Annotated in this window: 23 protein-coding genes and 1 pseudogene; 7 read left to right on the forward strand and 17 right to left on the reverse strand. The window is 58.2% G+C overall.

Annotation, left to right across the window (positions count from 1 at the left end):
• Positions 1–31 precede the first annotated feature (31 nt).
• Together ACMG4M_RS16610 and mutM are read right to left on the reverse strand one after the other, a co-directional pair.
• Positions 32–367 (reverse strand): hypothetical protein, encoded by a 336-nt coding sequence (locus ACMG4M_RS16610; RefSeq protein ID WP_035248658.1) that lies wholly within the window; start codon positions 365–367, stop codon positions 32–34.
• A gap of 176 nt (positions 368–543) precedes the next feature.
• A complete protein-coding gene (gene mutM, locus ACMG4M_RS16615; protein ID WP_272975155.1) occupies positions 544–1,353 on the reverse strand; it encodes a bifunctional DNA-formamidopyrimidine glycosylase/DNA-(apurinic or apyrimidinic site) lyase in 810 nt (269 codons plus the stop codon).
• 128 nt (positions 1,354–1,481) lie between these two features.
• On the opposite strand from mutM, the gene ACMG4M_RS16620 reads away from it, so the two are divergent.
• Positions 1,482–3,461: a hydantoinase/oxoprolinase family protein gene (locus tag ACMG4M_RS16620; RefSeq protein WP_414430454.1), complete on the forward strand. Its 1,980-nt coding sequence runs from the start codon at positions 1,482–1,484 to the stop codon at positions 3,459–3,461.
• Between the two features lie 206 nt (positions 3,462–3,667).
• Positions 3,668–4,859 (forward strand): annotated as a pseudogene (locus ACMG4M_RS16625) (fatty acid desaturase).
• A 195-nt stretch (positions 4,860–5,054) separates the two neighbouring features.
• Here the strand turns inward: ACMG4M_RS16625 and ACMG4M_RS16630 are convergent.
• The 15 genes from ACMG4M_RS16630 to ACMG4M_RS16700 all read right to left on the reverse strand — a co-directional run bounded on the left by ACMG4M_RS16630 (position 5,055) and on the right by ACMG4M_RS16700 (position 16,854).
• Positions 5,055–6,812, reverse strand: coding sequence for a hypothetical protein (locus ACMG4M_RS16630; RefSeq protein ID WP_414430455.1), 1,758 nt, complete (start codon positions 6,810–6,812; stop codon positions 5,055–5,057).
• A 22-nt stretch (positions 6,813–6,834) separates the two neighbouring features.
• Entirely contained in the window at positions 6,835–7,107 is a 273-nt protein-coding gene (locus ACMG4M_RS16635; protein ID WP_035248672.1) for a hypothetical protein, read from the reverse strand.
• Complete coding sequence (locus ACMG4M_RS16640) at positions 7,104–7,775, reverse strand: tetratricopeptide repeat protein (RefSeq protein ID WP_035248674.1); 672 nt, start codon at positions 7,773–7,775, stop codon at positions 7,104–7,106. The genes ACMG4M_RS16635 and ACMG4M_RS16640 overlap by 4 nt, the downstream gene beginning before the upstream one ends.
• A 15-nt stretch (positions 7,776–7,790) precedes the next feature.
• Positions 7,791–8,660, reverse strand: coding sequence for a type II secretion system F family protein (locus tag ACMG4M_RS16645; protein WP_035248676.1), 870 nt, complete (start codon positions 8,658–8,660; stop codon positions 7,791–7,793).
• Positions 8,653–9,573, reverse strand: coding sequence for a type II secretion system F family protein (locus ACMG4M_RS16650; RefSeq protein ID WP_035248678.1), 921 nt, complete (start codon positions 9,571–9,573; stop codon positions 8,653–8,655). The genes ACMG4M_RS16645 and ACMG4M_RS16650 overlap by 8 nt, the downstream gene beginning before the upstream one ends.
• Positions 9,570–10,730: a CpaF family protein gene (locus ACMG4M_RS16655; RefSeq protein WP_035248681.1), complete on the reverse strand. Its 1,161-nt coding sequence runs from the start codon at positions 10,728–10,730 to the stop codon at positions 9,570–9,572. Before ACMG4M_RS16655 ends, ACMG4M_RS16650 begins: the two co-directional genes overlap by 4 nt.
• An 11-nt stretch (positions 10,731–10,741) precedes the next feature.
• Positions 10,742–11,932: an AAA family ATPase gene (locus ACMG4M_RS16660; RefSeq protein ID WP_035248683.1), complete on the reverse strand. Its 1,191-nt coding sequence runs from the start codon at positions 11,930–11,932 to the stop codon at positions 10,742–10,744.
• Between the two features lie 4 nt (positions 11,933–11,936).
• Positions 11,937–13,109, reverse strand: a complete 1,173-nt coding sequence (locus ACMG4M_RS16665; RefSeq protein WP_232222095.1) for a type II and III secretion system protein family protein — start codon at positions 13,107–13,109, stop codon at positions 11,937–11,939.
• Complete coding sequence (gene cpaB / locus ACMG4M_RS16670; protein WP_035248685.1) at positions 13,099–13,941, reverse strand: Flp pilus assembly protein CpaB; 843 nt, start codon at positions 13,939–13,941, stop codon at positions 13,099–13,101. Before cpaB ends, ACMG4M_RS16665 begins: the two co-directional genes overlap by 11 nt.
• A gap of 57 nt (positions 13,942–13,998) precedes the next feature.
• Entirely contained in the window at positions 13,999–14,409 is a 411-nt protein-coding gene (locus ACMG4M_RS16675; protein ID WP_052042908.1) for a hypothetical protein, read from the reverse strand.
• A 75-nt stretch (positions 14,410–14,484) separates the two neighbouring features.
• On the reverse strand, positions 14,485–14,712 hold the full coding sequence (locus ACMG4M_RS16680; RefSeq protein WP_035248689.1) for a Flp family type IVb pilin: 228 nt from the start codon (positions 14,710–14,712) through the stop codon (positions 14,485–14,487).
• A 452-nt stretch (positions 14,713–15,164) separates the two neighbouring features.
• Complete coding sequence (rpmG, locus tag ACMG4M_RS16685) at positions 15,165–15,332, reverse strand: 50S ribosomal protein L33 (protein ID WP_007151127.1); 168 nt, start codon at positions 15,330–15,332, stop codon at positions 15,165–15,167.
• Between the two features lie 21 nt (positions 15,333–15,353).
• Positions 15,354–15,590 (reverse strand): 50S ribosomal protein L28, encoded by a 237-nt coding sequence (rpmB, locus tag ACMG4M_RS16690; protein WP_035248690.1) that lies wholly within the window; start codon positions 15,588–15,590, stop codon positions 15,354–15,356.
• A 194-nt stretch (positions 15,591–15,784) separates the two neighbouring features.
• The gene (gene radC / locus ACMG4M_RS16695; protein ID WP_272975152.1) at positions 15,785–16,459 is read right to left on the reverse strand and encodes a RadC family protein; all 675 of its coding nucleotides are present in this window, start codon (positions 16,457–16,459) and stop codon (positions 15,785–15,787) included.
• A 2-nt stretch (positions 16,460–16,461) separates the two neighbouring features.
• On the reverse strand, positions 16,462–16,854 hold the full coding sequence (locus tag ACMG4M_RS16700; RefSeq protein ID WP_414430456.1) for a four helix bundle protein: 393 nt from the start codon (positions 16,852–16,854) through the stop codon (positions 16,462–16,464).
• 149 nt (positions 16,855–17,003) lie between these two features.
• Here ACMG4M_RS16700 and coaBC point away from each other — a divergent pair, with 149 nt between their 5' ends.
• The 5 genes from coaBC to slmA all read left to right on the forward strand — a co-directional run bounded on the left by coaBC (position 17,004) and on the right by slmA (position 23,151).
• Positions 17,004–18,203 (forward strand): bifunctional phosphopantothenoylcysteine decarboxylase/phosphopantothenate--cysteine ligase CoaBC, encoded by a 1,200-nt coding sequence (gene coaBC, locus ACMG4M_RS16705; protein WP_035248694.1) that lies wholly within the window; start codon positions 17,004–17,006, stop codon positions 18,201–18,203.
• Between the two features lie 87 nt (positions 18,204–18,290).
• Positions 18,291–18,743, forward strand: a complete 453-nt coding sequence (gene dut, locus ACMG4M_RS16710) for a dUTP diphosphatase (protein ID WP_035248696.1) — start codon at positions 18,291–18,293, stop codon at positions 18,741–18,743.
• Between the two features lie 198 nt (positions 18,744–18,941).
• On the forward strand, positions 18,942–21,338 hold the full coding sequence (locus ACMG4M_RS16715; RefSeq protein WP_035248698.1) for a phosphomannomutase/phosphoglucomutase: 2,397 nt from the start codon (positions 18,942–18,944) through the stop codon (positions 21,336–21,338).
• A 215-nt stretch (positions 21,339–21,553) separates the two neighbouring features.
• Positions 21,554–22,453 carry an acetylglutamate kinase gene (gene argB / locus ACMG4M_RS16720; protein WP_035248699.1) on the forward strand — a complete coding sequence of 300 codons (900 nt, stop codon included), beginning with the start codon at positions 21,554–21,556 and terminating at the stop codon, positions 22,451–22,453.
• 110 nt (positions 22,454–22,563) lie between these two features.
• Positions 22,564–23,151, forward strand: coding sequence for a nucleoid occlusion factor SlmA (gene slmA / locus ACMG4M_RS16725; protein ID WP_414430457.1), 588 nt, complete (start codon positions 22,564–22,566; stop codon positions 23,149–23,151).
• The last annotated feature ends 30 nt before the right edge of the window (positions 23,152–23,181 follow it).

Genomic DNA, 23,181 nt, shown 5'->3' on the forward strand with positions numbered 1-23,181 from the left:
TTTCTTTTTTTAAGGTCTGTCAGGTCGCTAGCTAGCGATCCATAGCGTTCTGTGCCGGGGTGCATCCCAGGCAGCGCAGGAATGTTGAGCGAGCCGGGGTTTTCACCAACACTTCAGCGGCTTCGTCTTCATTTTTTCCCAAAAGCGTGAAAGGCAAAGACACCGTGTAAACAGCGGTACCAACAATCGTCGCTCCCAGCATCAACGGACGCACCAGCAAAGTATCGGCGATCATGGCGATTTCACCTGGCCGGTTCCCTTCAATGTCGTCCATCTGACGAGCTTGGGCAGCAAGCGGAGACAGCGCCCCAAAGGCCATGCTGATCGCGAGTGCGGATGCCACTACCGGGCGCTTTGCTCGCTTCATGGTGATTCCCTCTTCGAGTCTTGATTCTTGTAGTTAAAGTATCGCTGACATTGTTCCAGCTAAGTCGTTAATATTCCGACAATTGCATCACAATCTACACCTTTGTTCGTAGCCCAGCAATAGGCTGAATGATCAATTCATGACCAGCGGCACCCGACTGCGGACCAGGTCTCATACTAGCGTTGGCATTGCGGGCAATAGCTGGTGCTGCGCTGGCCATGACGATCTGCCTTGAGCAACGCCTCGCATTGCGGGCAGGGCTGGCCGGCCCGACCATAGACATTCAGGGACTGGGCAAAATAGCCTGGCTGACCATCTGCACTGGTAAAGTCTTTCAGGGTCGTGCCGCCCGCCTCGATTGCCCTGGCCAGCACCACCCGGATGGCATCCGCCAACCGCTTGTAACGCTCCCGGGAAATCCGACCTGCCGCCCGGGAAGGATGGATTCCAGCAATAAACAGACTTTCCTGCGCGTAGATATTGCCCACCCCGACCACCGTGGCGTTATCCATGATGAAGCTCTTCACCGCCACCTTGCGCCCCCGCGAGCGGGCAAACAGCCAGTTACCATGGAAGTCCTCACCCAAGGGTTCCGGGCCAAGTGCCGCCAGTAACGCATGGGGCTCGCCTCCAGGCTGATACAACACGCTGCCGAAACGTCGCGGATCGTTAAACCGCAGCACCTTGCCACTGTCGAGCAACAGATCCACATGATCATGCTTGCGCAGCGGCAGAGCGGCCTCCACCACTCGCAAAGTCCCAGACATGCCGAGATGAATCATTACCTGGCCCGCCTCGAGCTCAATCAGCAGGTATTTAGCCCGTCGCCGCAGGGCAATGACCGGGCAATCCTTCAGCGCATACAGGGCGTCACTGACCGGCCATCGTAACCGTGACTCACGCACGGTAACGGCTTTCAGGGTGCGCCCTTCCAGGTGGGGGCGAATGCCTCTGAGGGTGGTTTCCACTTCGGGTAATTCGGGCATAGGAAAGTCAGTTGACAGTTGATAGTGGACAATTGACAGCTAAGGGCGTGCTGGCGCCAGCTATGTTACCTTGCTGCCAGTTTTTTTGTCTTTCGCTGTCAACTTTCAACTGTTAACTGTCAACTGATATGTCCGTTTCCTACTGGCTCGGCGTCGACACCGGCGGCACGTTTACCGATTTTGTGCTGCTCGGGGACGGCGAGCCGCGTATTCACAAGGTACTGTCCACTCCAACAGCTCCCGAACAGGCGATCCTGCAAGGCATTGGTGAGCTTGGGCTCGATGACGCCATGGCCGCGGGCCAGCTGGCCATCGTCCATGGCACTACAGTGGCTACCAACGCGGCGCTGGAAGGCAAAGGCGTCCACACGGTGCTGGTCACCAACCAGGGGCTGGAAGACATTCTGCGCATCGGCCGGCAGAACCGGGCAGAGCTTTATAACCTGACACCGACACAGCCCCCCTCAGTGCTGGAGACCTTGCCCGTTGCCGGCACATCTTGCCGGCTTGATGCCCAGGGCCAGGAAGTGACACCACTCAGTGAAGCGAGCCTGTCACAACTGGTGGAGGAAGTGCTTGTCCACCAGCCGCAATCTGTGGCCCTGTGTCTGCTGTTTTCCTATCTGAATCCGGCCCATGAGCAACGGATCCGCGAGGCCCTGGAAGCCACCGGCCTGCCGGTCAGTGCCTCCCACACCATTCTGCCCACCCGGGGTGAGTACGAACGTGGCATAGCCACTTGGCTGAATGCCTGGCTGGCCCCCAAGGTAGCCAAGTATCTGCAGCGCCTTCAGCAGGCGACAAGCCCCGCGCCACTGGCAATTATGCAATCCCACGGCGGCACCATTGCCTCCGAGCAGGCCGCCGATCTGGCGGTAAACCTGCTGCTATCCGGCCCTGCCGGCGGCCTTGCCGCCGCCAAGCGACTGGGCGAACAGCTCCAGCAGCCGCAACTGATGACCTTTGATATGGGCGGCACCTCCACGGACGTTGCCCTGCTGGACGGCGACCTGCGACTCACCCAGCAGGGCCACATAGGCCCCTATCCAGTGGCGGTTCCCATGGTAGACATGCATACCATCGGCGCCGGTGGCGGCTCACTGGCCTATGTGGATGATGCCGGCCTGCTCCACGTGGGGCCGCATTCCGCTGGCGCCGACCCTGGGCCAGCCTGTTATGGACGTGGCGGTGACCGGGTCACGGTCACCGACGCCAATGTAGTGCTCGGCCGTCTGCAACCGGATTTCGCCCTCGGCGGCTCCCTGACACTGGATGTGGCCTCCGCGAAAAATGCCATGCAGCAGCTGGCAACACAGCTTGGGCTCGGCATGGAGGAAACGGCAGAAGGGGTATTGGCACTGGCCAATGAACACATGACCCAGGCACTACGGGTGATTTCCATTCAGAAAGGCTTCGATCCGGCGGATTTTGCCCTGCTCAGTTTTGGCGGTGCCGGCGGTCTTCACGTCTGCGCCCTGGCAGACAATCTGGGCATGCAGAGGGCCATTGTTCCCCGTCGTGCAGGCGTCCTTTCTGCCGAGGGGCTGGTGTATGCACCCCGTAAACGCGAACACCTCCAGGCGCTGCCCGAGGCCTCTGACGACACGACACTGCAATCCCTGATCACAGCCCTGCAACAACAGGGCAGCGAAGAACTGATTCAAGAAGGGGTCCCGGAGCGCGACATTCAGCACCAGGTCTTTGTGGATATGTGTTACCAGGGCCAGTCATCCGTATTACAGATTCCCTGGCAGAGCGCCGCCGCAGAGCGAGAAAAACGGTTTCACGCGGCCCATGAGCAGCGTTTCGGTCACCGCCTGGCACTGCCGGTACAACAGGTGAATATCAGGGTACAAAGCCTGGCCACCACCTATCCCCCTCCCCAGCCGCCCCTGCCTGCGCGAACCGGTCAGGCAAATCGCCAAGCGCAGCTGCCCGGCGTGGACCCGCTGGTGACAGTTTATGACCGCGAGACCCTGGGCGCAGGCCAGACCCTACATGGCCCGGCATTGATCAGTGAAGCGGTGGGAACGACCTGGCTCGCCCAGGGCTGGCAGGCTTCGGTGGACCAGTCCGGCCATTTGTTGCTGGACCGCTCTGACGCCTGACACCAATCACTGTAGTCGCCCTGAGTCCAGCACGCTGGTTTTGCTTATTTTGCGTCCTGCGTCAGGCCCAGGGGCTCTTTTTCCTACCGCTCATCCCCCCTGGCCAACCCCTGGCCCGAAAGTCCGAATATGACCCGTTCGGCACCTTCTTCCTGTCATCCTGACTGGGCACAATAGGAGTTCCGTTTTTACCTTGTGCGATTTTCATGCTGAATTATCTGAGCAACGGCCTGCTGGCCCCTAGCCTGGGTGTGCTGATTCTGATCACCCTGGCCATGACCCACATCACTATTGTCGGCGTCACTGTATACCTGCACCGCTATTCCGCCCACCGGGCCCTGGAATTGCATCCGGTGCTGAAACATTTTTCGCTTCTGGCTGTGGCTGACCACCGCTCAGAACACTCTCGAGTGGACCGCCATCCACCGCAAGCACCACGCCAAATGCGAAACCGAAGACGACCCGCACAGCCCGCAGGTCAAAGGCATCAAAAAAGTCCTCAGCGAAGGGGCTGAGCTTTATCGTGAAGAAGCGGAAAATCAGGAAACCCTGAAAAAGTATGGCGCCGGCTGCCCGGACGACTGGGTTGAGCGCAATATCTATTCCCGCTTCCCCATGGGCGGCGTGACTCTGATGGCGGTGATCGACCTGCTGCTGTTTGGTGCCGCCGGTATCACCGTGTGGGCGATTCAGATGATGTGGATTCCACTGTTCGCTGCCGGGGTCATCAACGGCATCGGTCATTACTGGGGCTATCGCAACTTCGAGTGCGCCGATGCCTCCCGTAACATTTCGCCGTGGGGCATCCTGATCGGCGGTGAAGAACTGCATAACAATCACCACACCTACCCCAACTCCGCGAAACTTTCCGTACGCCGCTTTGAGTTTGATATGGGCTGGGCCTGGATTCGTCTGTTTGAAATGCTGGGTATGGCCAAGGTGAAAAAAGTCGCTCCCAAACCGGCCTTCGAGAAAAGCGCCAGCAAAGTAGACCTGGATGCCCTGCGCGGCATCATGCAGCATCGTTTCCAGGTAATGGCCACCTATCGCAAGACCGTCATCGTGCCGGTGTTCAAACAGGAACAGGCCCGCGCCTGTGACGCTACCCGCGATTTGTATGCCCGTGCCCACGCCCTTTTCCATCGGGACATAAGCCTGATCAAGCCCGGCCAGAAAAAGCGGCTGCAGAAGCTGACCGAAAGCAACGAAACCCTGGATGCCATCTACCAGTTTCGGTTACGCCTGCAGGACATCTGGACCCAGACCAGCCGTAATTCTTCGGAGATGGTAGAAGCTCTGGAGCAGTGGTATCACGATGCCCGAGAGTCAGGCATTGCGGCCCTGCAGGAGTTTGCCGACCAGCTGACTCGCTATCGGCCAGCGACTGTGTCGCACTGATTTTCAGTTGTCGAGCACCACAAAAAAGGCCGCATTTTTGCGGCCTTTTTTTGTGGTGCCAGGTTGGCAGTCTTCGAAGAACACGAAACTCAATATCCAGGCTGAAGCAGAGGAGAGGGCGCGAATAGGCAGAGTACTCCAGTGCCAACATCACCTCTGATTAGCCGTTTCCTAAAAGAGCGACCGAAAGGGCCATCACTGATCCGGCTGCTCAACCGCAATATTCTCGATCAGTTGGATACCATCCTGGTTGGCCGCACTGACATTAACGCTAATACCCCCCAGCCCAACACCCAGGGTTCGTAGCAAAGGATTGATAACAGCCTCCGCGAGGCTTGATATGACATCATTCAAAAGCACAAGCACCGGATCCACAATAGGGGTCAATAGCGGCGTCAGGTTAATCAAGCCAAAATTGCTCCTGAGAAGCGAAGCCTCATGAACCGTTATATCCAGATCCAGACCAGACAACCCATCACCCAGATCGTTGTGTTGTGACTGATCGCATCCTTCAATTGGATCACAATACAAATTATAGCGAGGGTCCATGAACACCGTTTCTTCAACACCGGGAACCTCCCCCTCCACTTCCGCGTTCAGATAAAGTATGCCTTCGATGGGGGGAAGCAGCCCAGACAACAGCGACAATCTACCAACATTTGCTTCCAATCGCTCTGGCAGTAACTCGCCCCCCGGCCCCAACCGCCCGGTTACAATACGAGCCACTTCCCGATCAAGATTAACGCCAAACTCCACCGAGTTTGAGCGCCCTCTAGCGCAATCAGCGGAAATTAATTGGCCTTCGCCGCCGCCTGCATTGACGGCCAGAGGGACCGTTAAATCCGCAAGAGAAAATGTCAGCAGGGGACCCAGGCTTATCGGCAACAATTCTACCTGTGCGGATAACTGCAACGTCACATCCGGCGCATAAAAACGGGTGACCCATTCCCCATCCGCGTCCTGACGAGCAGGACCGACAGCTACAGTCGGTGGCTCACCCACGTTCAAGCCAAGGTCCACCGAATTAATATTGGCGATAAGCGGGACAGACAGGTTGTTGATAGTTAGCGGCAACGACAGCAGGCCGCCGGCTCCAGCCTGCTGCTGCTCAGCCAGATTGAGCACCAGGCTGATGACTAGATCATAGACAGGAAACTCACTGGAAGCAGGAACAGAGGCATTTTCCACCACATTGATAATGTCTCCCACTTTGACAGTATCGATTCCTTGGGCCGTTACAATATCATCCAATAGATCGGCAACCGGCGCCGTAACGTCTCCAACATCACCAATGGCCGTCGCTAATTCGGACGCATCAAGCGCCAGGAGATCCACCAGGTCATCAACACCGATTGCTGTCAACAAATCGCCTAATTGCACGGTGGTATTTTCTAGGCTGTTGAGGTCAGTCGGATCAAGACTGAACCCCGGCTGATTGAGAACAACGCCTAGCAAACTGCCCAGCAAGGTGGCATCACCGCCCACGCCTGCAGTGCTGCCAGCCGCACTGACGGTTGCCACCACCTCCTTGCGCACAGCAGCATTGACGGAAATATCAATGCCCCCGAACACCGATTGCGGCAACAGCATGGAAATCGGTTCTGTGCGGGTATAGCTCACCAGCACCGCATTACTTTGTTCGATAATATTGACGGGAGCGAAAGCCACCACACCATCATTATCGGTATCATCAATCACACCGAGCTGCACTTCCAGCTCTTCAGCAGCACCCTGAAAGCCCTGGGCGGCTGCCGCCGCCAATGCGCGCTGCTGGACAAGGGCAGTGCTGGGTGCTTGCCCACCACAGGCCTGAGCCTCTCCTGCTGCAGCCTGGGCCGCCACATTCACTTGAGCCTGCATATCACTGCGCAAACTGTAAAGGCGCGCACCATCCAGCGCCATGACCGTGAGGGTAATGACGATCAACAGCAACAGCGGGGTAATGACTGACAAGGCCCCGCGTTGCCGGAGACGGTTAATTGTCGTCTCGGGTCTGTTCACCGAAGCTTTCCGGAATCGCGGTACGGAAGGAGTCTGCCAGTCGGCGCTGGGTATCTACATAAAGCGGCGCTGACAGCTCACTCTGCCCTGCCGGGCGGGAGTCACGCTGCTGGTTAAGCAACCAGTCAGTCACTGTCTCGGATTCATTACTGACAACCTGCCCGGAAACACCAAAGCTATAGGTTTGCTGGGGCTCCGCTGCCAGAACCGCTCCAGGCAACACGAGTATCAAGGCCAGTTTTTTCATTGTCGGGTCCTCCCGAACTGTTCACTGAGTTTCTCGGCATAGGCGATTTCATCCTCCGAGAACCCATAATTGGACTGTAACGCTTGCAGCCCCTCACGGTCATCGGTCATCAGATAGGCCACTGCCAGGTTCTGACGAACCGGTCCCTTGCCATTCGCCAGCTCCAGAGCGGTTCGCAACTCGAAGGCGGCATCTTCATAGCGCCCCACCAGCATCAACGCATAGCCATAATCATTACGCACCTGAGAGGTGGCGGGCGCAAGGCTTCGTGCACGCTCCAGATGCGACAGTGCCGCCATGACCTCATGCCGCTTTAGCAGAACCATACCCAGCCCATGGCGGCTGCGACCATCATCACAGCGGTTGGCCAGGGTCCGGTATACCTGTTCGGCCTCATCAAGCTTGCCGGAAGCTGCCAGCAACTGGCCGTATCGCAACCAGTGGTCGATTGCGCCCATCGGCTTGCTTTCCAGCTGTGCCAGAGCCGCATAATTGCGCCCCTTGGCCATCAGAGTATCAACCATTTCCAGATCCACGCGCTGCTCTGGCTGCAATGCGTCCTTGCAGGCAATTGCTGATACATCCACTGTGCCGGGGGCCGACTCCGGCACTGACTGGTGGGCACAACCCGCCAGCAATACCAGTGCTCCCCAAACCATGCCACGCATGTTGTTACTCCCTTGTTATCGTGCCAATGCATCGGCGATGGAAATCACCGCCGGTCCGCCGATCAAGATAAACAGTGCTGGCAGCATGAACGCCATCATTACCACCGTCATCTTGGCGCCGATCCGGTTAGTTTCCTCCCGGATGCGGCTACGTTCCACGTTCTGGGCTTCTTCAATAATCTGATCCAGGCTAGCTGAGACACCCGCCCCCAGTTGGCTGCTTTGCTTCATCAGCACCACATAGCTACGCAACACTGGAATACGCTTGTTTTCACCCAGTTCATCCAGCGCCTGTGTGCGCTCCGCACCAGACTTCATCAGCCGGTTAAAACGATCTATCCGCATAATGAGAATGGGTAGAAGTGGTCGACCCTGGCGGCCGATGATACGCAGCACTCGTTCCAGCGAGAGACCCGCCTCCATCAGCATCCGCGTCATATGACAAAGCTCCACGGCTTCCAGATTCTGTCGCAATTCGGCCTGAGCGCCCATGCCGCGAATCATCCGCCGCGGCACAATAAATCCCGCTGCCGATGCCAGCAGGCCACCCAACAGACCGAACACCAGAAATCCCACTAGAGCCACCAGGCCCGGCAACAGCCAGCAGGACAGCAGGTAGATAACCTGGGATTGTTCGCGGCTTTTGCCCATGCCTGCCAACGCCTGGCGAATCTCCTGATAATCGCCGGAAGCGACAGAGGAGTCCGTCAATGCACTGGAAAGCTTCCAAAGCCAGAACCCCCGATCCTCATCGTCCCGATGACTGCCGCTATCCTGCAAACGCTGACTAACGCGCGCACGCAGCGCCCAGTCCCGGGTCTTGTATACCAGCCACAAGGACAACGCAGACAGAAGAATGGCGACTATCAGCAGCGCATTATTCACGGCCCACCCCCTGGATCATTCGCCAGATCACCAGCACGCCCACACCCTGCAGGATGCCGGCGATCATCAGCATGGTATGGCCGGTATCCGTGTTCAGCAGAACCTCGGCATACTTCTCGTTGATCAGCATCATGTACGCAGCCATACCCAGTGGCAGCAGGGTAAAGGCACCGGCTGTAAAACGGGTTTCAGCCGTTGAGGCAAGAAATTCCCGACGCAGCTCCTGCTGGGAGCGAAGCGAGGTGGCCACCTGCTCAAGTACCGGCCTAATGGAGGAACCAAACCGGGCAGAAGTACGTAATGCAATGGAAACCAGCACCAGAGACGACACCTGGTAAAGTCTGGAAAAATCTTCAAACAGGCCGGTGTAATCCCGTCCCGATTCAATGGCACTGCGCAACCGGAAGGTCAACGGCGCAAACACGGGTGGCGCATCCTGAAAAGATTCCAGCAGGGACGCTTCCAGAGACCGGCCCGCACTCATATAGCGCAAAGTGGATTCCATGATTCCAGGCAGGGACTCAAAAATCATGCGTCGCTGTTGCTGGAAGCGAAACCGCCAATACATCCACAGGCTCGCCGCCAACAGGGCCAGCACTACAGCAGCCGCAATGAACCCCGAAGATGCCAGCACCAGCACCACGATCAGGAAGATAACAATACCGAGTAACGACAACTGTACTCTGGACAGGCGGATATCGGCCCGCAATAACAGCCGCTCCAGCGGCCCCGCCACCACTCGCACCTGTCCCGGCTCACCACCGATTTCCATCCGCTGCTGCAAACGCTGGCGCACCCGCTCGGTGAGCAGGCTACGTTGCCGGTAGCGAAACCAGACGAGCTGCATCAGCACGGTCAGCACGGCAATAATGCCGAGCATCTGCGCCATGCCGAGCAACTCCACTGCACTCATGCCTGACTCCTGTACAGGTAATCCATGTGATAGAGATCATTTTCCGTAGGCGTCAGCGCCACCACCTCGCTGACGCGACGGCGACCATCGGGCAACCTTTCCAGCTGAATGATGATATCCAGCGCCGAGCCGATCAGTCGGCCGATAGCGGTTTCGCTGGCTTCATAGCCACTGACCGCCAGCAAGGTTTCGATCCTCACCAGAGCATCGCGGGTGCTATTGGCATGAATGGTGCTCATGGAACCATCATGGCCGGTGTTCATGGCCTGGAGCAATTCGATGATCTCGTTGGAACGTACCTCACCGAGGATAATCCGGTCCGGGCGCATCCGCAGGGCGTTGATGACCAACTCCCGGGCACTGATTCGGCCCCTACCCTCTGTGTTGGCCGGGCGGGTTTCCAGACGAACCACATGGGGATGGTTGAGCACCAGTTCGGCAGAATCCTCAATGGTGAGGATGCGCTCCTGGCGAGGAATATACTGGCTGATCAGGTTCAGCATGGTGGTCTTACCAGTACCCGTACCGCCACTAATAATGATATTTCGCTGCGATTCCACTGCCTTGACCATGGTGTCCAGGCACGCTTCGGTCAGGGAGCCGCTGTCAATCAGCTCCTGTGCGCTCAGATGGTTACCGGTGAATTTACGGATACTGATACTGGGGCCGTCCAGAGCCAGCGGCGGAATGATCGCATTGACCCGGGAACCATCCGGCAGCCGGGCATCCACCATGGGGCTGGATTCATCCAGCCGGCGCCCCAGGGGAGCCAGCATGCGACGAATCACCCGTACTACATGGTCATCATTGATGAACCGCACCGATGCCTTTTGTAGCACCCCGGCCACCTCAATAAAGACGCTGTCCGGACCATTGACCAGAATATCGTTGATCCGCGGGTCTGCCAGCAAAGGCTCCAGCGGCCCGTAGCCGGTCACTTCGTCCAGCGTATCGCGCACCAGCTGATTAAGGTCCTGGGTGGACAGGGGCACCCGGTTAAGAGCGATATGCTGCCCTGCGGCGGTTCGGACAAAATCCGCAAGCTGATCTCGGCCGGTATTACCTACCTCGATGCCTTCTTCATCCAGCCGCTCCACCACCCAGCGATGAGTGCGATCCTTGAGGTGCTGGTACTCCGCGTCGATTCGTCCCGCCACAAGTGCTCCTGCTATCCGTTGCTACGCAGTCGTTGCCACCAGCTCTCGCCGATACTGTTTTCCTGCTGGGACTCCAGTTTGTTCATCAACGTCTGCAAGCTACGACTGTAACGACAGCGGGAAGATTGCTCCTGAATCGGCAGTCCACTGTTCATGGCCATCAGGCGATGACGCCAGTCCATGGGCAATCCACCCAGCAGGCTCACTCCGGCGGTCTCCGACAGCTCATCCAGCCCCGGTGGCACCTTGCCTTCCATGCCATCCACAACAAGATGAACCTGGCTATCGCGGCCAAGGTGAGAGCGCCATTCATTGCCCAGGGTCCGCACGGCATGGGCCTGGTCCACCAGCGGCTGCATGGTGATCAGCAGATGGCGGGCATGAATACCCAGCGCCCGCACCCAGTGACGGCTCTCCAGAGTGCCCACATTGATCACGATGCGATCGAACATCTGCATCAGGTGGTTGAGCGCGATAAACAGATCTGCGCTGCGATCTCCCTCCAGCTCGCGGCTATCGATACCGCCGGCCAGCAATCGTAGCCCTGGCCGGTACTCTTCCAAAGCGGTGCCGATCAGGGTTTCATCCAGGGTTTCCGGGCTCGCCAACAAGTTCTCCAGGGTGTATTCGTTATGCACATCCAGATAGAAAATACCGCGCTCGGCGGGCTGGGTATCGATGGCCAGGCAGCGCTCATTGGGGAACAGGCGGTTCAACCCCAACGCCACGTTCTGAGCCAGAAAACGGGTGTCCACCGTGGGGCTCGCTGCTGCAACCAGGGTCAGATTATTGGTGGCCGAACGGGCCTGATCATCATAGTGACCGACTCGCAGCAGCTGATGGCGACGCAAGCGATCACGGACATCGCCGGCTTCACTGCCTGCCACAAAACAATCCCGGGCACCGGCGCGCATGGACTGCAGCAGCAATTCCTGATTGGCGCGGGCACAAACGGTAATCACGGTTACCCAGGGGCGAGCACTGGTCAGGGCAGTGATAATCGCCAGTGACTGGTCCATATCCACTTCGGAAATTTCCACCATCACGACATGGGCCGTAGTGGCTTCCAACAACCGCAGCACCCGGGTCAGGTCACTGCGGCTGACCTGCTCCAGACGGAAGGGTTCATCCACCACCCGTTCCAGCCAGGCCTCGATGCCTTCATCGTCAACGACGGAAAGAACAATGTCATGATCACTCATAGCATCACCAGCTCAGGCCGTGACGAATGGGCTGAGAACCACGGCGGCTTTCCGTGGCCATATCCAGCCAGCCCATACTGCTGCTGTGGTAGCCCGCGCCAGGCAGGGTCACCGGAGGTTCGGTGCTTTGCTGTGGCGTCACCAGATGAGGCGTCACCACCATCACCAGCTCCTTGTCACTTTTCTCGATACGCGAAGAACGGAAAAAGGCACCCAGCAGCGGGATATTGCCGATACCCGGCAGTCGATTGCTGTTATTGATAGTGTTGCGGCTGACCAGACCACTAATGATAAAAGTCTCTCCCGGCGCCAGAGACACGGTGGTCTCAGCACGCCGCACCCGCAGGCCCGGCACCGCCACGCCACCGGTTTCCACACCGGCAGAGAAATCCAGTTCGGATACTTCCGGCGCCACCTTGAGAATAATCTGTCCGGCATCAATCACCGTAGGGGTCAGACTCAGGCCAATACCGAATTCCTTGAACTCAATCTGTATCCCGGTGTTATCACTGCGAATCGGAACGGGAAACTCACCGCCTGACAGAAAACTGGCGCTCTGTCCGGACAGGCTGGTCAGAGAGGGCTCTGCCAGGGTGTACGCAAAGCCGCCGGCCTCGAGGGCATTAATGGCCAACACTGAATTGGGGCCAAAGCCGAACAGATTGAAGCCGTCTGAACTCAACGGCGCCGGCACCACTCCCGGCACCTGGAAGCCAGCCCCGGGAGGGGCAATCCCCACGGCAGACTGGCCATCATTAAAGACATTGCTATAGCTCATACCCAGTTGATTGAGCTCGGAACGGCTTACCTCGAGCACGCGGATATCCGTTTGCACCTGAGTACCAAATGGCAATGCGGATCCCAACGTTGTTGCAACTACCACGGTGCTGCGAAGTGGCTTTGACTCGCCACGCAACCATACCGATATCACCGCCGAGCCCTCAGCCTTGGCCGTCAGCAACAGCTCTTCACTGCCGGTCACGGTTAGCGCTGCCACCTTCGGGTCGGAAGTCGCTACCTTGGCCACAGCGGCCGGAAAGTTCAGAACTTTCTGATCTCCAGGCGCAACTCGCATGGTGCCTTGAAGGGTTTCCGCCTGCGCCACCATGGCAAGCGACAGGGATAACCACAGTGCCAGGCAGGTCCCGGCCCCCTTCCACAACCACTTAACGCACATAAGTGCTCCTTGACTCTGATCCCTCATACACTTCCACTTTCTGGCCCGGTGTCGCCCGTGGTGCAGGTGCGCGGGCCGCCGGGAACAGATCCTTGTAATAAACCGGTTTGGCTTTATTTTCTTCGTCGCTGTCGTCAGCAGCCTTGTCTTGGCTGGCCACCACCGCCAATCGCAACGTACCCTCTTCCGAGGCAAGCAACAGTGTCGGCACCTTCTCTTTCGGTACCGCCAGTACCACGGTGTTGTTGCGGCGCTGGGCCTCGCGATCCTGGTCACTGCTAGCCGCAGCCATGGCACCCTTCACGGCAAGCACCTGAAGGCTGCGCAACAACACCATGGCAGCCGGGTTGTCCCGTTCCGATTTGCGAAAAGACACCGCCACATCCACCAGATCGCCAGGTTGTAGCAAACCTCCGGCCATGACCACATCATCCACCCCTACCGCCACGGCGCGGAAGCCGGAGGGCAGAGTGCTGGGCAGGGTGCCACCAGGCTCAAGATGGTTTCGGGAAAGTAGCTCGCCCGGGCGGGCGTATTGACGTAATTCCTTGCCGACCACCTTTTCATCAGCAGTCAGCACATTGGGGATGGGCGCCGGCGAAGATACTACCGCCAGAGCCTCTTCATCCAGGGAGTCACCGATATTGAGACTTTCAGTAACGACCCAATAGCGGTAACTGGGCGTTTCCTGATCGCGCACTTCCTCGCCGGAGGCGTTATCGCGGACTACCAGCGACGGTGCCGGGTCGCGACTTAATCCCACCAGCGCCAGTATCAGCGCAACCAATGCCACCGCCAACGCCGGCAGCATGTAGAGCAGTCTTGATCCCATGTTCTCTCCGGAACATCCCTGTCAAATATTGATTCTTTTGCCGATCCGCATCCTAAATCAAAACGCGGCCCGGGCATCCACATCCAGTTGTGCCGGCAGTGGGGGGAAATCCCCCAGCATGCCAAAACTCAACACCGGCACAATCGGGTTGGTTTGATAGTTGGGGTATACCAGACTGCAGCGAAGCACTTCCACCCCCCCCGCAATGGTTTCCAGCCCACAGGCCGAAGCCGTATTCAGATTATCTCTCAGACTTTCCGGTAACTGCGCCACCAGGCCAGCCAGAGCCGTGTTGGCCCTCTGTGATACCGCTGTGCCGATGTTACTGGCCTGGTTTTCGGACCGGTCCACATACAGCGCCGTTGATACTGCGGTATCCACGGCGGCCTGCATCCGATACTGGGCAAAGAAAGTCAGGCCGTAGACCGCCGCGCCATAGAGCATGGCAATCACAAAAGGGAACAGCATCAGAAACTCCAATGCTACCGCCCCAGTCCATCTCCGGCGAGTCAGCATACTTTGCATCCGAATGGCGATTAAACTCTACGAGCCACCAGCGTTGGAAGCGTCGGTAAACAGATCTGTAAATGCCGTATTAATGGTGGTCTGGACAGTCTCATTCGTTGCCAAAACACCAATAATGATAATCAGTGCCGCAGCCAGCACAATATATTCAAGCGCACTAGCGCCACGCTGGTTACGTGCTCGCCCCGGCAATTGGGTGTACAGGCGGATCATCAACAAACGAAACATATTTTTAAAGGTACTCATAGTGCTCTCCGTTGCACGTTCCTTGATGTGAACATTGCGTAAATTCATATGCGAAAAAGTGAATTACTCATTTAATGCTATGCATCCGTGAAGTGCATCACAACTTTCACTGCGTAGTGTTTTGTTGCGATGTACCGCTTTCTGTAAACGTAGCACCAGAGTACCGGCAGCAGCATGGCAAAAGCCCCATTCGGGCCTGAAAGGTGACGAACGGTGTTTCAAAAGCACAGAATTGCACGTATGCGACAGACAAAGGTTGTGACTTTGTGATATCGATTTGAATATCGGCAAACTATTGCCTCCCCGCAGAAGGAAATTTGCCGCAACCATCCGGCAAAAGGCACCTTAACCAACTTTTTTGACCTTCCCGGCAAGATTTCGGACATAAAAAAACCCGGAACAGAATCCCGGGTTTTTTTATGTCCGTTGCCAGGCAGGCAGGAAGAAAATCGTTACTTGATCTTCGCTTCCTTGTAGGCCACGTGCTTGCGCACGACCGGATCATACTTCTTGGTTTCCATCTTTTCAGGATGGAGACGCTTGTTCTTGGTGGTAGTGTAGAAGTGCCCCGTGCCAGCAGAGGACACCAGGCGGATTTTTTCACGAATAGGACCGGCCATGGGTTAGCTCCTTAATTAGCCTTAAACACGCTCGCCGCGAGAACGGATATCAGCCAGCACGGCATCAATCCCTTTCTTGTCGATAATACGCATGCCCTTGGAGGTCACACGCAGGCGCACAAAGCGCTTCTCGGACTCAACCCAGAAACGATGGTGGTGCAGATTCGGCTCGAAACGACGCTTGGTCTTGATGTTCGAGTGAGAAACTCTGTTGCCCGTTACAGGGCGCTTACCGGTCACCTGGCAAACCTTGGACATTGTCTTGCTCCGTAAATCTTCTTGCGGGGGGACGGTAGAGCCCCGGAAAAGGCGCGTTTTATACCAATCCGCCGGTCAAGTTTCAAGCTAAATCTTGGATATTCGACCGGAAGGGCCAGGATTCAGGGACTTACCTCCGCCTTGCCAAGACCTGGCAGGGCGAAAATACCCCGCAGAGAATCTTCGCAACGCCACTATAAGGCCCCTCTCGAGGCCAGCGACACCCAGCCACCATCACCGATCACCAGATGATCCAGCACCCGAATCTCCATCAGCCCCAGCGCCTCCACCAGCCGCCGGGTGATGGCATGGTCGGACTGGCTGGGTTCCGCCACACCGGAGGGGTGATTGTGAGCCAGAATCACTGCCGCCGCATTGTGCTCCATGGCCCGGCGCACCACCTCCCGCGGATACACCGCTGCCGCATCGATAGTGCCCTGAAACAACTGCTCAAAGGCAATCAGCCGATGCTTGTTGTCCAGAAACAGGCAGGCAAACACCTCGTAAGGCAACCCGCGCAGGCGAGCAGTGAGTAACTGCCCGGCCTTGTCCGGATTATCCAGCGGCAAGCCCCGCTCCAGAGGTTCAGCCAGATAACGCCGCCCCAGCTCCAGGGCCGCCAGCAACAAAGCCCGCCGGGCAGTGCCCATGCCCGGCAGACGGGCCATACGCTCCGGCCCGGCATCCAGCAAGGCGCGCAGCCCGCCCCCTGCCAACAACTGTGTTCTGGCCAGATCCACCGCTGTCATACCCTGCTGCCCGGTGCGCAAGAAAATCGCCAGCAGCTCCGCATCACTCAGTGATTCCGCCCCTCTTGCCAGCAACTTTTCCCTGGGCCGCTCATCCGTCGGCCAGTCAGTTATGGCCATGGTTAAACGCCCGAAGGCGGACGCGGAACGCCGGACGCTCGCTCATCGCCAACCGAAAATCGCTTGAGCAGAGCGGCAAGCTGGGCAAACACCCGCTCACTATGGGGAGAGATAGTCTCAACGCCTGGATAAGAGAGCCTTTGCGCTATCAGCGCCTGGGTTTCCAATTCCAGCAAGGATCCTCTGGCGATATACAGGAAACGCATTCGCTCTTTTTCCGTTCCCCTGCCATACCCCTCGGCAATATTGGAAGGAATACTGACCGCAGCACGTCGCATTTGCCGTATCAGGCCAAACTGTTCCTGCCGGGGGAATTGTTGCGTTACCCGATATGTCGCCTCCACCAATGCCATCGCCGACTGCCACACCCTCATATTTTCATGCTTCCTTGTCATTTTTCCCTCCCTGCTTTCGCGTCCTGCGTCAGGCATCCCGCGTCTGGCGCGCCTTGTGCTACCCTATGCGCCTCGATTAATAGCATTCCGGGGGCAGCATCGGCAGACGAGATTTGCCATGATTGCCGTCAGCCAATAAGGGTTCTCGCATGCATCGTCTGGTGAACAAACGCATCCTTCTGGGAGTCACGGGCGGGATTGCCGCTTATAAAGCCGCCGATCTGGTTCGTCGCCTGCAGGATGTGGGTGCCCAGGTGCGGGTGGTGATGACCCAGGGAGCCTGCGAATTCATTACCCCATTGACCATGCAGGCCCTGTCCGGGCATCCGGTCCATACCACCTTGCTGGACCCCAACGCGGAAGCCGCCATGGGCCATATCGAGCTGGCCCGATGGGCGGATCTGGTACTGATTGCCCCGGCCTCAGCCAACTTCATGGCGCGTCTCGCTCATGGCCATGGCAACGATCTGCTCGCCACCCTCTGCCTGGCCACCGGCGCCCCCATCGCCATCGCTCCGGCCATGAATCAGCAGATGTGGGCGGACACCAGCACCCAGAAAAACCTGCTGATCCTGCAGGAAAAGGGCATCAAGGTATTCGGCCCCGGCAGCGGCAGCCAGGCCTGCGGCGAAATCGGCGCAGGGCGGATGCTTGAGCCGCTGGAGATCCTCCAGCATGCCGCCGAGGTATTCGATTACCAGCTACTCACCGGCAAACATGTGGTGATTACCGCCGGCCCTACCCGCGAGGCCATCGACCCGGTGCGCTATATCACCAACAAGAGTTCCGGGAAAATGGGCTTCGCCCTGGCCGAGGCCGCCGCCGAAGCCGGTGCGCGGGTCACCCTGATCGCCGGGCCGGTCAATCTGCCGACCCCGTCGCGGGTAGACCGGGTGGACGTGAGCCGGGCGGTGGACATGTTCGATGCCTGCATGAAAACCGTGGACGAGGGCTGTGATGTGTTCATTGCCACTGCCGCCGTGGCCGACTACCGCCCCACCGTCACCGCCGACCACAAGATCAAAAAATCCACCGAGGAAATTCACCTCACCCTGGTGAAAAACCCGGACATCGTGGCGTCGGTGGCAGAACACGACAAACGCCCCTTCACTGTGGGCTTCGCCGCTGAAACCCGGGATGTGGTGGCCTACGCCCAGGCCAAACTGGTGAACAAGAAACTGGATATGATCGCCACCAATGATGTGTCCGGCAGCAACGTGGGCTTCAACAGCGACAACAACGCCCTCACCGTCATCTGGCCCGGTGGCCACAAGGTGTTGCCGCTGGCCTCCAAGGCCCAGATTGCCAAACAACTGATCGAACTGATTGCGATACGGTATAAAGATTAATAACGCCTGACGCCTGACGCCAGATGCCAGACGCTCAGCGCGTCCGGCGTTCAGCGTCAGGTGTCCGGCCAATCAGGAACTGATTCCATGAAACTGCAATACCGCGTTCTCGACACCCGACTGGGCGACGCAATTCCACTGCCCCATTACGCCACCGACGGCTCCGCCGGCCTGGACCTGCGTGCCATGGTCAAAGAACCACTGACACTGGCACCGGGGCAGACCGAATTACTGCCCACCGGCATGGCCATCCACATCAGCGATCCCGGCTATGCGGGCATGATCCTGCCGCGCTCCGGACTGGGCCACAAACACGGCATAGTGCTGGGCAATCTGGTGGGGCTGATTGACTCTGACTACCAGGGGGAGCTGATGGTGTCCTGCTGGAACCGGGGCAACCAGCCATTCACCGTGGAACCCGGCGAGCGAATCGCCCAGCTGGTGATCGTGCCGGTGATGCAGGTGCAACTGGAACAGGTGGAGACTTTCACCAACACTGAGCGGGGCAGCGGCGGTTTCGGCCACAGCGGCCGTCACTGAGCCTAACCTGAAGCCATGACTTCAGCGCGGATGGATGGCATAAAAATTTGTTGTCACAGCGAGCTTTCTGAAGAAGTCTCGTATCAGAGAGTACGATTGACTGAAGACTTTTCTTCAGAAAAAACGGGTCTGTGGCGGCAAAGGCTTGTGTCAGACGCCGCGCCGCCATCACGGATTCAGGTCTAATCCGGAGGGGATATGGGGAACAACAAGAAGAACAATAAAGGCGCCGACGTCAGCGTATTCAAGCCACTGGCGCCCCTGCTGATTGCCGCCCTGGCGGCCATCCTGGTGGCCGGCAGTGCAACCTGGTTTTACCAGACGAGGGTGGCAGACGCGGCACAACAACAGCAAGCCGCCACGCAGCTTGCTCAGTCCATCGCCAACCTGGCCCAGAGCCATATCAAGGCACACCAGCAGCAGCTGGCATTGCTGGCCACCCGTAACGATATCGACCAGGCACTATCCACTGACACCGTCGCCAACTTCAACGCCCATCATCACCAATGGCTGCCGGATGCCAGCCTGCGCCTGGTGCCACGCCGTGGCGCGAACACCGACGATTTCAGCTATACCGCACAGCAACTGCTCAAGGAAGTGCGTCTGGGCCAGTCACCGGGCCCGGCCATCATCGCCGGCCAGCCCCCCACCCTGATTCTGGTGAAAGCCACCCGCACCCAAAGTGGCGCCCTGCTACTACAAGTGCCTCTGAGCGTATTGGCAAAAAGCCTGCAAGACCTGGCGCCCGCCGGTAGCCAACTGCAGGTAACATTCGCTGGCAGCAACCTCTTCAGCCAGCCCGACAACAATAATGGCACCCGTGTCGACGCCACTTCTGGCCAGGTGCTTGTCCAACTGACGCTGCCCCCCACCGACAGCAATCTGCTGATGATCAGCACCATCGTTGTAGCCCTGGGCATCGTGTTGTTATTACTCGGCACCTTGTTGGTCAACCGCTTGCTGGCCCGGTTTCTCAAGCAAGACTGCGCCGAACTGATTCGTTACTGCGATGAACTGGCGCGCCAGCCCGGCGTCAGCGCCCGCAATCACTTCCATTTTCCGCTTTTCAGCACCGTCAACGACGCCCAGGCACGCATGGCAACCAAGCTTCGTGAGCGGGGCGGCCCACACCGCTCTGCTGTCAAAAAACAGTCGGAAGACCTGGTCGTGGTGGAAGAAAATGACGACAGCATTCTGCTGATGGACGAGAAACAAGGCGAGACCCTCCCGGACAGCATCTTTCGTGCCTACGACATCCGTGGCGTGGCCGGCGACACACTCACCGCCCAGGGTGTGTATCTGCTCGGCCGCGCCATCGGCACCGAAGCTGGCGACGCCGGCCAGCAAAGCGTACTGGTGGCCCGGGACGGGCGCCTGTCCAGCCCGGAGCTGAGTCGCTCTCTGATCAAGGGCCTGCTGGAATCCGGTCGTGATGTCATCAATCTGGGGCTGGTGCCCACCCCGGTGCTCTACTACGCCACCGAAGTGCTGGAAACCCGTAGCGGCGTCATGCTCACCGGCAGCCACAATCCGACCAGCCACAACGGCCTGAAGATCGTTATCAATGGCGACACTCTCTACGGCGAACGCATCACTGCCTTGCAGGAACGCATCCGCAACAAGGCCTTCAGTGAAGGCAAGGGCCGCGAGGAGGAACGCGATATCGCCGATCGTTATCTGGACGATATTCTCAGCGATATCGTGCTGGCACGATCCCTCAGAGTCGCCATAGACTGCGGTAACGGCGCTGGCGGCGAACTGGCGCCACGCCTTTTCCAGCAACTTGGCTGTGAAGTAACCTCTTTATACACCGATATCGACGGCAACTTCCCCAATCACGCCCCCGACCCGGGCAATCCGGACAACCTGGCCGACCTGATCCGCATCGTGCAAGAGGAAAATCTGGATCTTGGCCTGGCCTTTGATGGCGACGCTGACCGGGTTGCAGTGGTCACCAACAGCGGCGAAATCATCTGGCCCGACCGCCTGTTGATGCTGTTCGCCAAGGATCTGCTGGGGCGCAGCCCGGGCGCAGACATTCTCTTTGACGTAAAATGCAGCCGGGCTCTGCCGGCCATTATCCGCAAGAACGGTGGCCGCCCGATGATGTACAAGACCGGGCATTCACTAATCAAGGCCAAAATGAAAGAGTGCGGTGCGCCACTGGCCGGCGAGATCAGTGGCCACATCTTCTTCGCCGACCGCTGGTTCGGCTGCGATGACGGCCTGTACGCCGGCGCTCGTCTGCTGGAAATCCTCTCACTGCAGGATGACAGCGCCGGGCAGGTGTTCGACGGCCTGAAAACCGGTCTCACCACCCCGGCCCTCTACATCGATGTGAGCGAAGAAAACAAGTTTGCCCTTGTGGACGCCCTTGCCGCTCGCGCCGAACAATTCGCTGGCGGCCGGCCCACTACCATCGATGGTTTGCGGGTGGACTTCCCGGACGGCTGGGGCCTGGTGCGCGCCTCAAACACCACGCCGTCGTTGGTGGCCCGCTTCGAAGGCCGCGACGAGGAAGCCCTGGAAAGGGTCAAGGAACAGTTCCGCAAGCACCTTCAGGCCGTGGACGACAGCCTGGAATTGCCATTTTGAGTTAGAATCAAGCAGTCGAGGAGTTGAAAGTTCAAAGTGCAAAGTTGAAAAGCGTGGGCAAGGCATTTTGTATTCGGCAAGGTCGCACCCGCGTTCGCGCCAAGGATGAAGCGCGGAGCAAAATATTTTCGGTTAGCGTGGTGCCATCTTCACGTTTCAACTTTGAACTTTAAATTTTCAACTCCCCGGCTAACGCTAATACCCTAGGAGATCCAATGGACACCAACAGTGCCCACGACACTGCCCGGATTCTGATCGAGGCGCTGCCCTACATTCAGCGCTTTTCCGGTGCCACCGTGGTGATCAAGTACGGCGGCAACGCCATGGAAAACGACGAGCTGAAAAACAGCTTCGCTCGCGACGTGGTGATGCTGAAACAGGTTGGCCTCAACCCGGTGATCGTTCACGGCGGCGGCCCACAGATCGGCAGCCTGCTGGAACGCCTGGGCAAGGAATCCAAGTTTGTTCAGGGCATGCGCGTCACTGATCAGGAAACCATGGACGTGGTGCAGATGGTGCTCGGCGGCCTGGTCAACAAGGACATCGTCAACCTGATCCAGCACAACGGCGGCCAGGCCATCGGTCTCACCGGCAAGGACGGACGCCTGATCAAGGCCCGCAAGATGCTGCTCAAGGCACAGGACAAAAACGACCCGGCCCTGCAGACGTCGGAAATTATCGACATCGGCCATGTGGGCGAAGTGCAGGGTATTGATACCACCATCATCGACCTGATTGCCGGCAGTGACTTTATTCCGGTAATCGCCCCCATCGGCGTGGATAAAGATGGCGTTAGCTACAATATCAATGCGGATCTGGTGGCCGGCAAAATGGCCGAGGTGTTGCGCGCCGAAAAATTGATCCTGCTCACCAATGTGGCGGGCCTGAAAGATAAACAGGGTAAAGTACTCACCGGCCTTAGCGCCGAACGGGTCGATGAACTAATCAAGGACGGCACCATCCACGGCGGCATGCTGCCCAAGATCGGCTGCGCCCTGGAAGCGGTAAAAAACGGCGTACACACCGCTCACATCATCGATGGGCGGGTATCCCACGCGGTGCTGCTGGAAATCCTTACCGATCAGGGGATCGGGACCCTGATCAGCAAGGACTGAGACTGTAGGAACCATGCTCGCATGGCGAACATGGCAATGCCCTTCAGGACTTCGCCATGCAAGCATAGCTCCTACGAAGGCTGACAATATAACAACGGGAACGACGCTACATGACCGAAAAAAAACCGTCGCGCAAAGAGCAGATTCTGCAGTCGCTCGCCCATATGCTGGAAGCCGGCCCCGGGGGACGTATCACCACCGCCGGCCTGGCTCGGGAAGTGGGAGTTTCAGAGGCGGCGCTGTACCGGCATTTTCCCAGCAAGGCGAAGATGTTCGAGGGGCTGATCGAGTTTATTGAAGAGGCGATCTTCTCCCGCATTAATCGCATTACCGAAGAAGGAAATGCCACTGGCCAGGTGGAACAGATCCTGACCCTGATGCTGGCTTTTACCGAGCGCAACCCGGGGATTACCAGGCTGCTCACCGGTGATGCCCTGACCGGCGAGAATGAACGACTGCACCAGCGCATCCAGCAGTTCTATGATCGGGTGGAAAGCCAGCTCAAGCAGGTACTGCGCGACGCAGAGCTGAAGGAAGAGCTGCGCACCCGGACCACCCCCACCATTACTGCCAACCTGTTGCTGGCAGTGGTTGAGGGCCGTATTGCCCAATTCGTTCGCTCAGGCTTCAAAGCCCGTCCCAGCCAGGACTGGCAGACGCAGTGGGAATTGCTGATCCCAACCCTGTTCCGGGAATAGCCCTGTAGCCGCCAGCCTGCAGGCAGGCGG

This window comes from Alcanivorax sp. IL3 (assembly GCF_047495465.1).
Classification (GTDB): Bacteria; Pseudomonadota; Gammaproteobacteria; order Pseudomonadales; family Alcanivoracaceae; genus Alcanivorax; species Alcanivorax jadensis.

Coding starts and splice junctions, on each gene's coding strand:
- ACMG4M_RS16610 (WP_035248658.1), bottom strand. CDS start 367: ATGAAGCGAGCAAAGCGCCCGGTAGTGGCATCCGCACTCGCGATCAGC.
- mutM (WP_272975155.1), bottom strand. CDS start 1,353: ATGCCCGAATTACCCGAAGTGGAAACCACCCTCAGAGGCATTCGCCCC.
- ACMG4M_RS16620 (WP_414430454.1), top strand. CDS start 1,482: ATGTCCGTTTCCTACTGGCTCGGCGTCGACACCGGCGGCACGTTTACC.
- ACMG4M_RS16635 (WP_035248672.1), bottom strand. CDS start 7,107: ATGAAAAAACTGGCCTTGATACTCGTGTTGCCTGGAGCGGTTCTGGCA.
- ACMG4M_RS16640 (WP_035248674.1), bottom strand. CDS start 7,775: ATGCGTGGCATGGTTTGGGGAGCACTGGTATTGCTGGCGGGTTGTGCC.
- ACMG4M_RS16650 (WP_035248678.1), bottom strand. CDS start 9,573: ATGAGTGCAGTGGAGTTGCTCGGCATGGCGCAGATGCTCGGCATTATT.
- ACMG4M_RS16660 (WP_035248683.1), bottom strand. CDS start 11,932: ATGAGTGATCATGACATTGTTCTTTCCGTCGTTGACGATGAAGGCATC.
- ACMG4M_RS16665 (WP_232222095.1), bottom strand. CDS start 13,109: ATGTGCGTTAAGTGGTTGTGGAAGGGGGCCGGGACCTGCCTGGCACTG.
- cpaB (WP_035248685.1), bottom strand. CDS start 13,941: ATGGGATCAAGACTGCTCTACATGCTGCCGGCGTTGGCGGTGGCATTG.
- ACMG4M_RS16675 (WP_052042908.1), bottom strand. CDS start 14,409: ATGCTGTTCCCTTTTGTGATTGCCATGCTCTATGGCGCGGCGGTCTAC.
- ACMG4M_RS16680 (WP_035248689.1), bottom strand. CDS start 14,712: ATGAGTACCTTTAAAAATATGTTTCGTTTGTTGATGATCCGCCTGTAC.
- rpmG (WP_007151127.1), bottom strand. CDS start 15,332: ATGGCCGGTCCTATTCGTGAAAAAATCCGCCTGGTGTCCTCTGCTGGC.
- rpmB (WP_035248690.1), bottom strand. CDS start 15,590: ATGTCCAAGGTTTGCCAGGTGACCGGTAAGCGCCCTGTAACGGGCAAC.
- radC (WP_272975152.1), bottom strand. CDS start 16,459: ATGGCCATAACTGACTGGCCGACGGATGAGCGGCCCAGGGAAAAGTTG.
- ACMG4M_RS16700 (WP_414430456.1), bottom strand. CDS start 16,854: ATGACAAGGAAGCATGAAAATATGAGGGTGTGGCAGTCGGCGATGGCA.
- coaBC (WP_035248694.1), top strand. CDS start 17,004: ATGCATCGTCTGGTGAACAAACGCATCCTTCTGGGAGTCACGGGCGGG.
- dut (WP_035248696.1), top strand. CDS start 18,291: ATGAAACTGCAATACCGCGTTCTCGACACCCGACTGGGCGACGCAATT.
- ACMG4M_RS16715 (WP_035248698.1), top strand. CDS start 18,942: ATGGGGAACAACAAGAAGAACAATAAAGGCGCCGACGTCAGCGTATTC.
- argB (WP_035248699.1), top strand. CDS start 21,554: ATGGACACCAACAGTGCCCACGACACTGCCCGGATTCTGATCGAGGCG.
- slmA (WP_414430457.1), top strand. CDS start 22,564: ATGACCGAAAAAAAACCGTCGCGCAAAGAGCAGATTCTGCAGTCGCTC.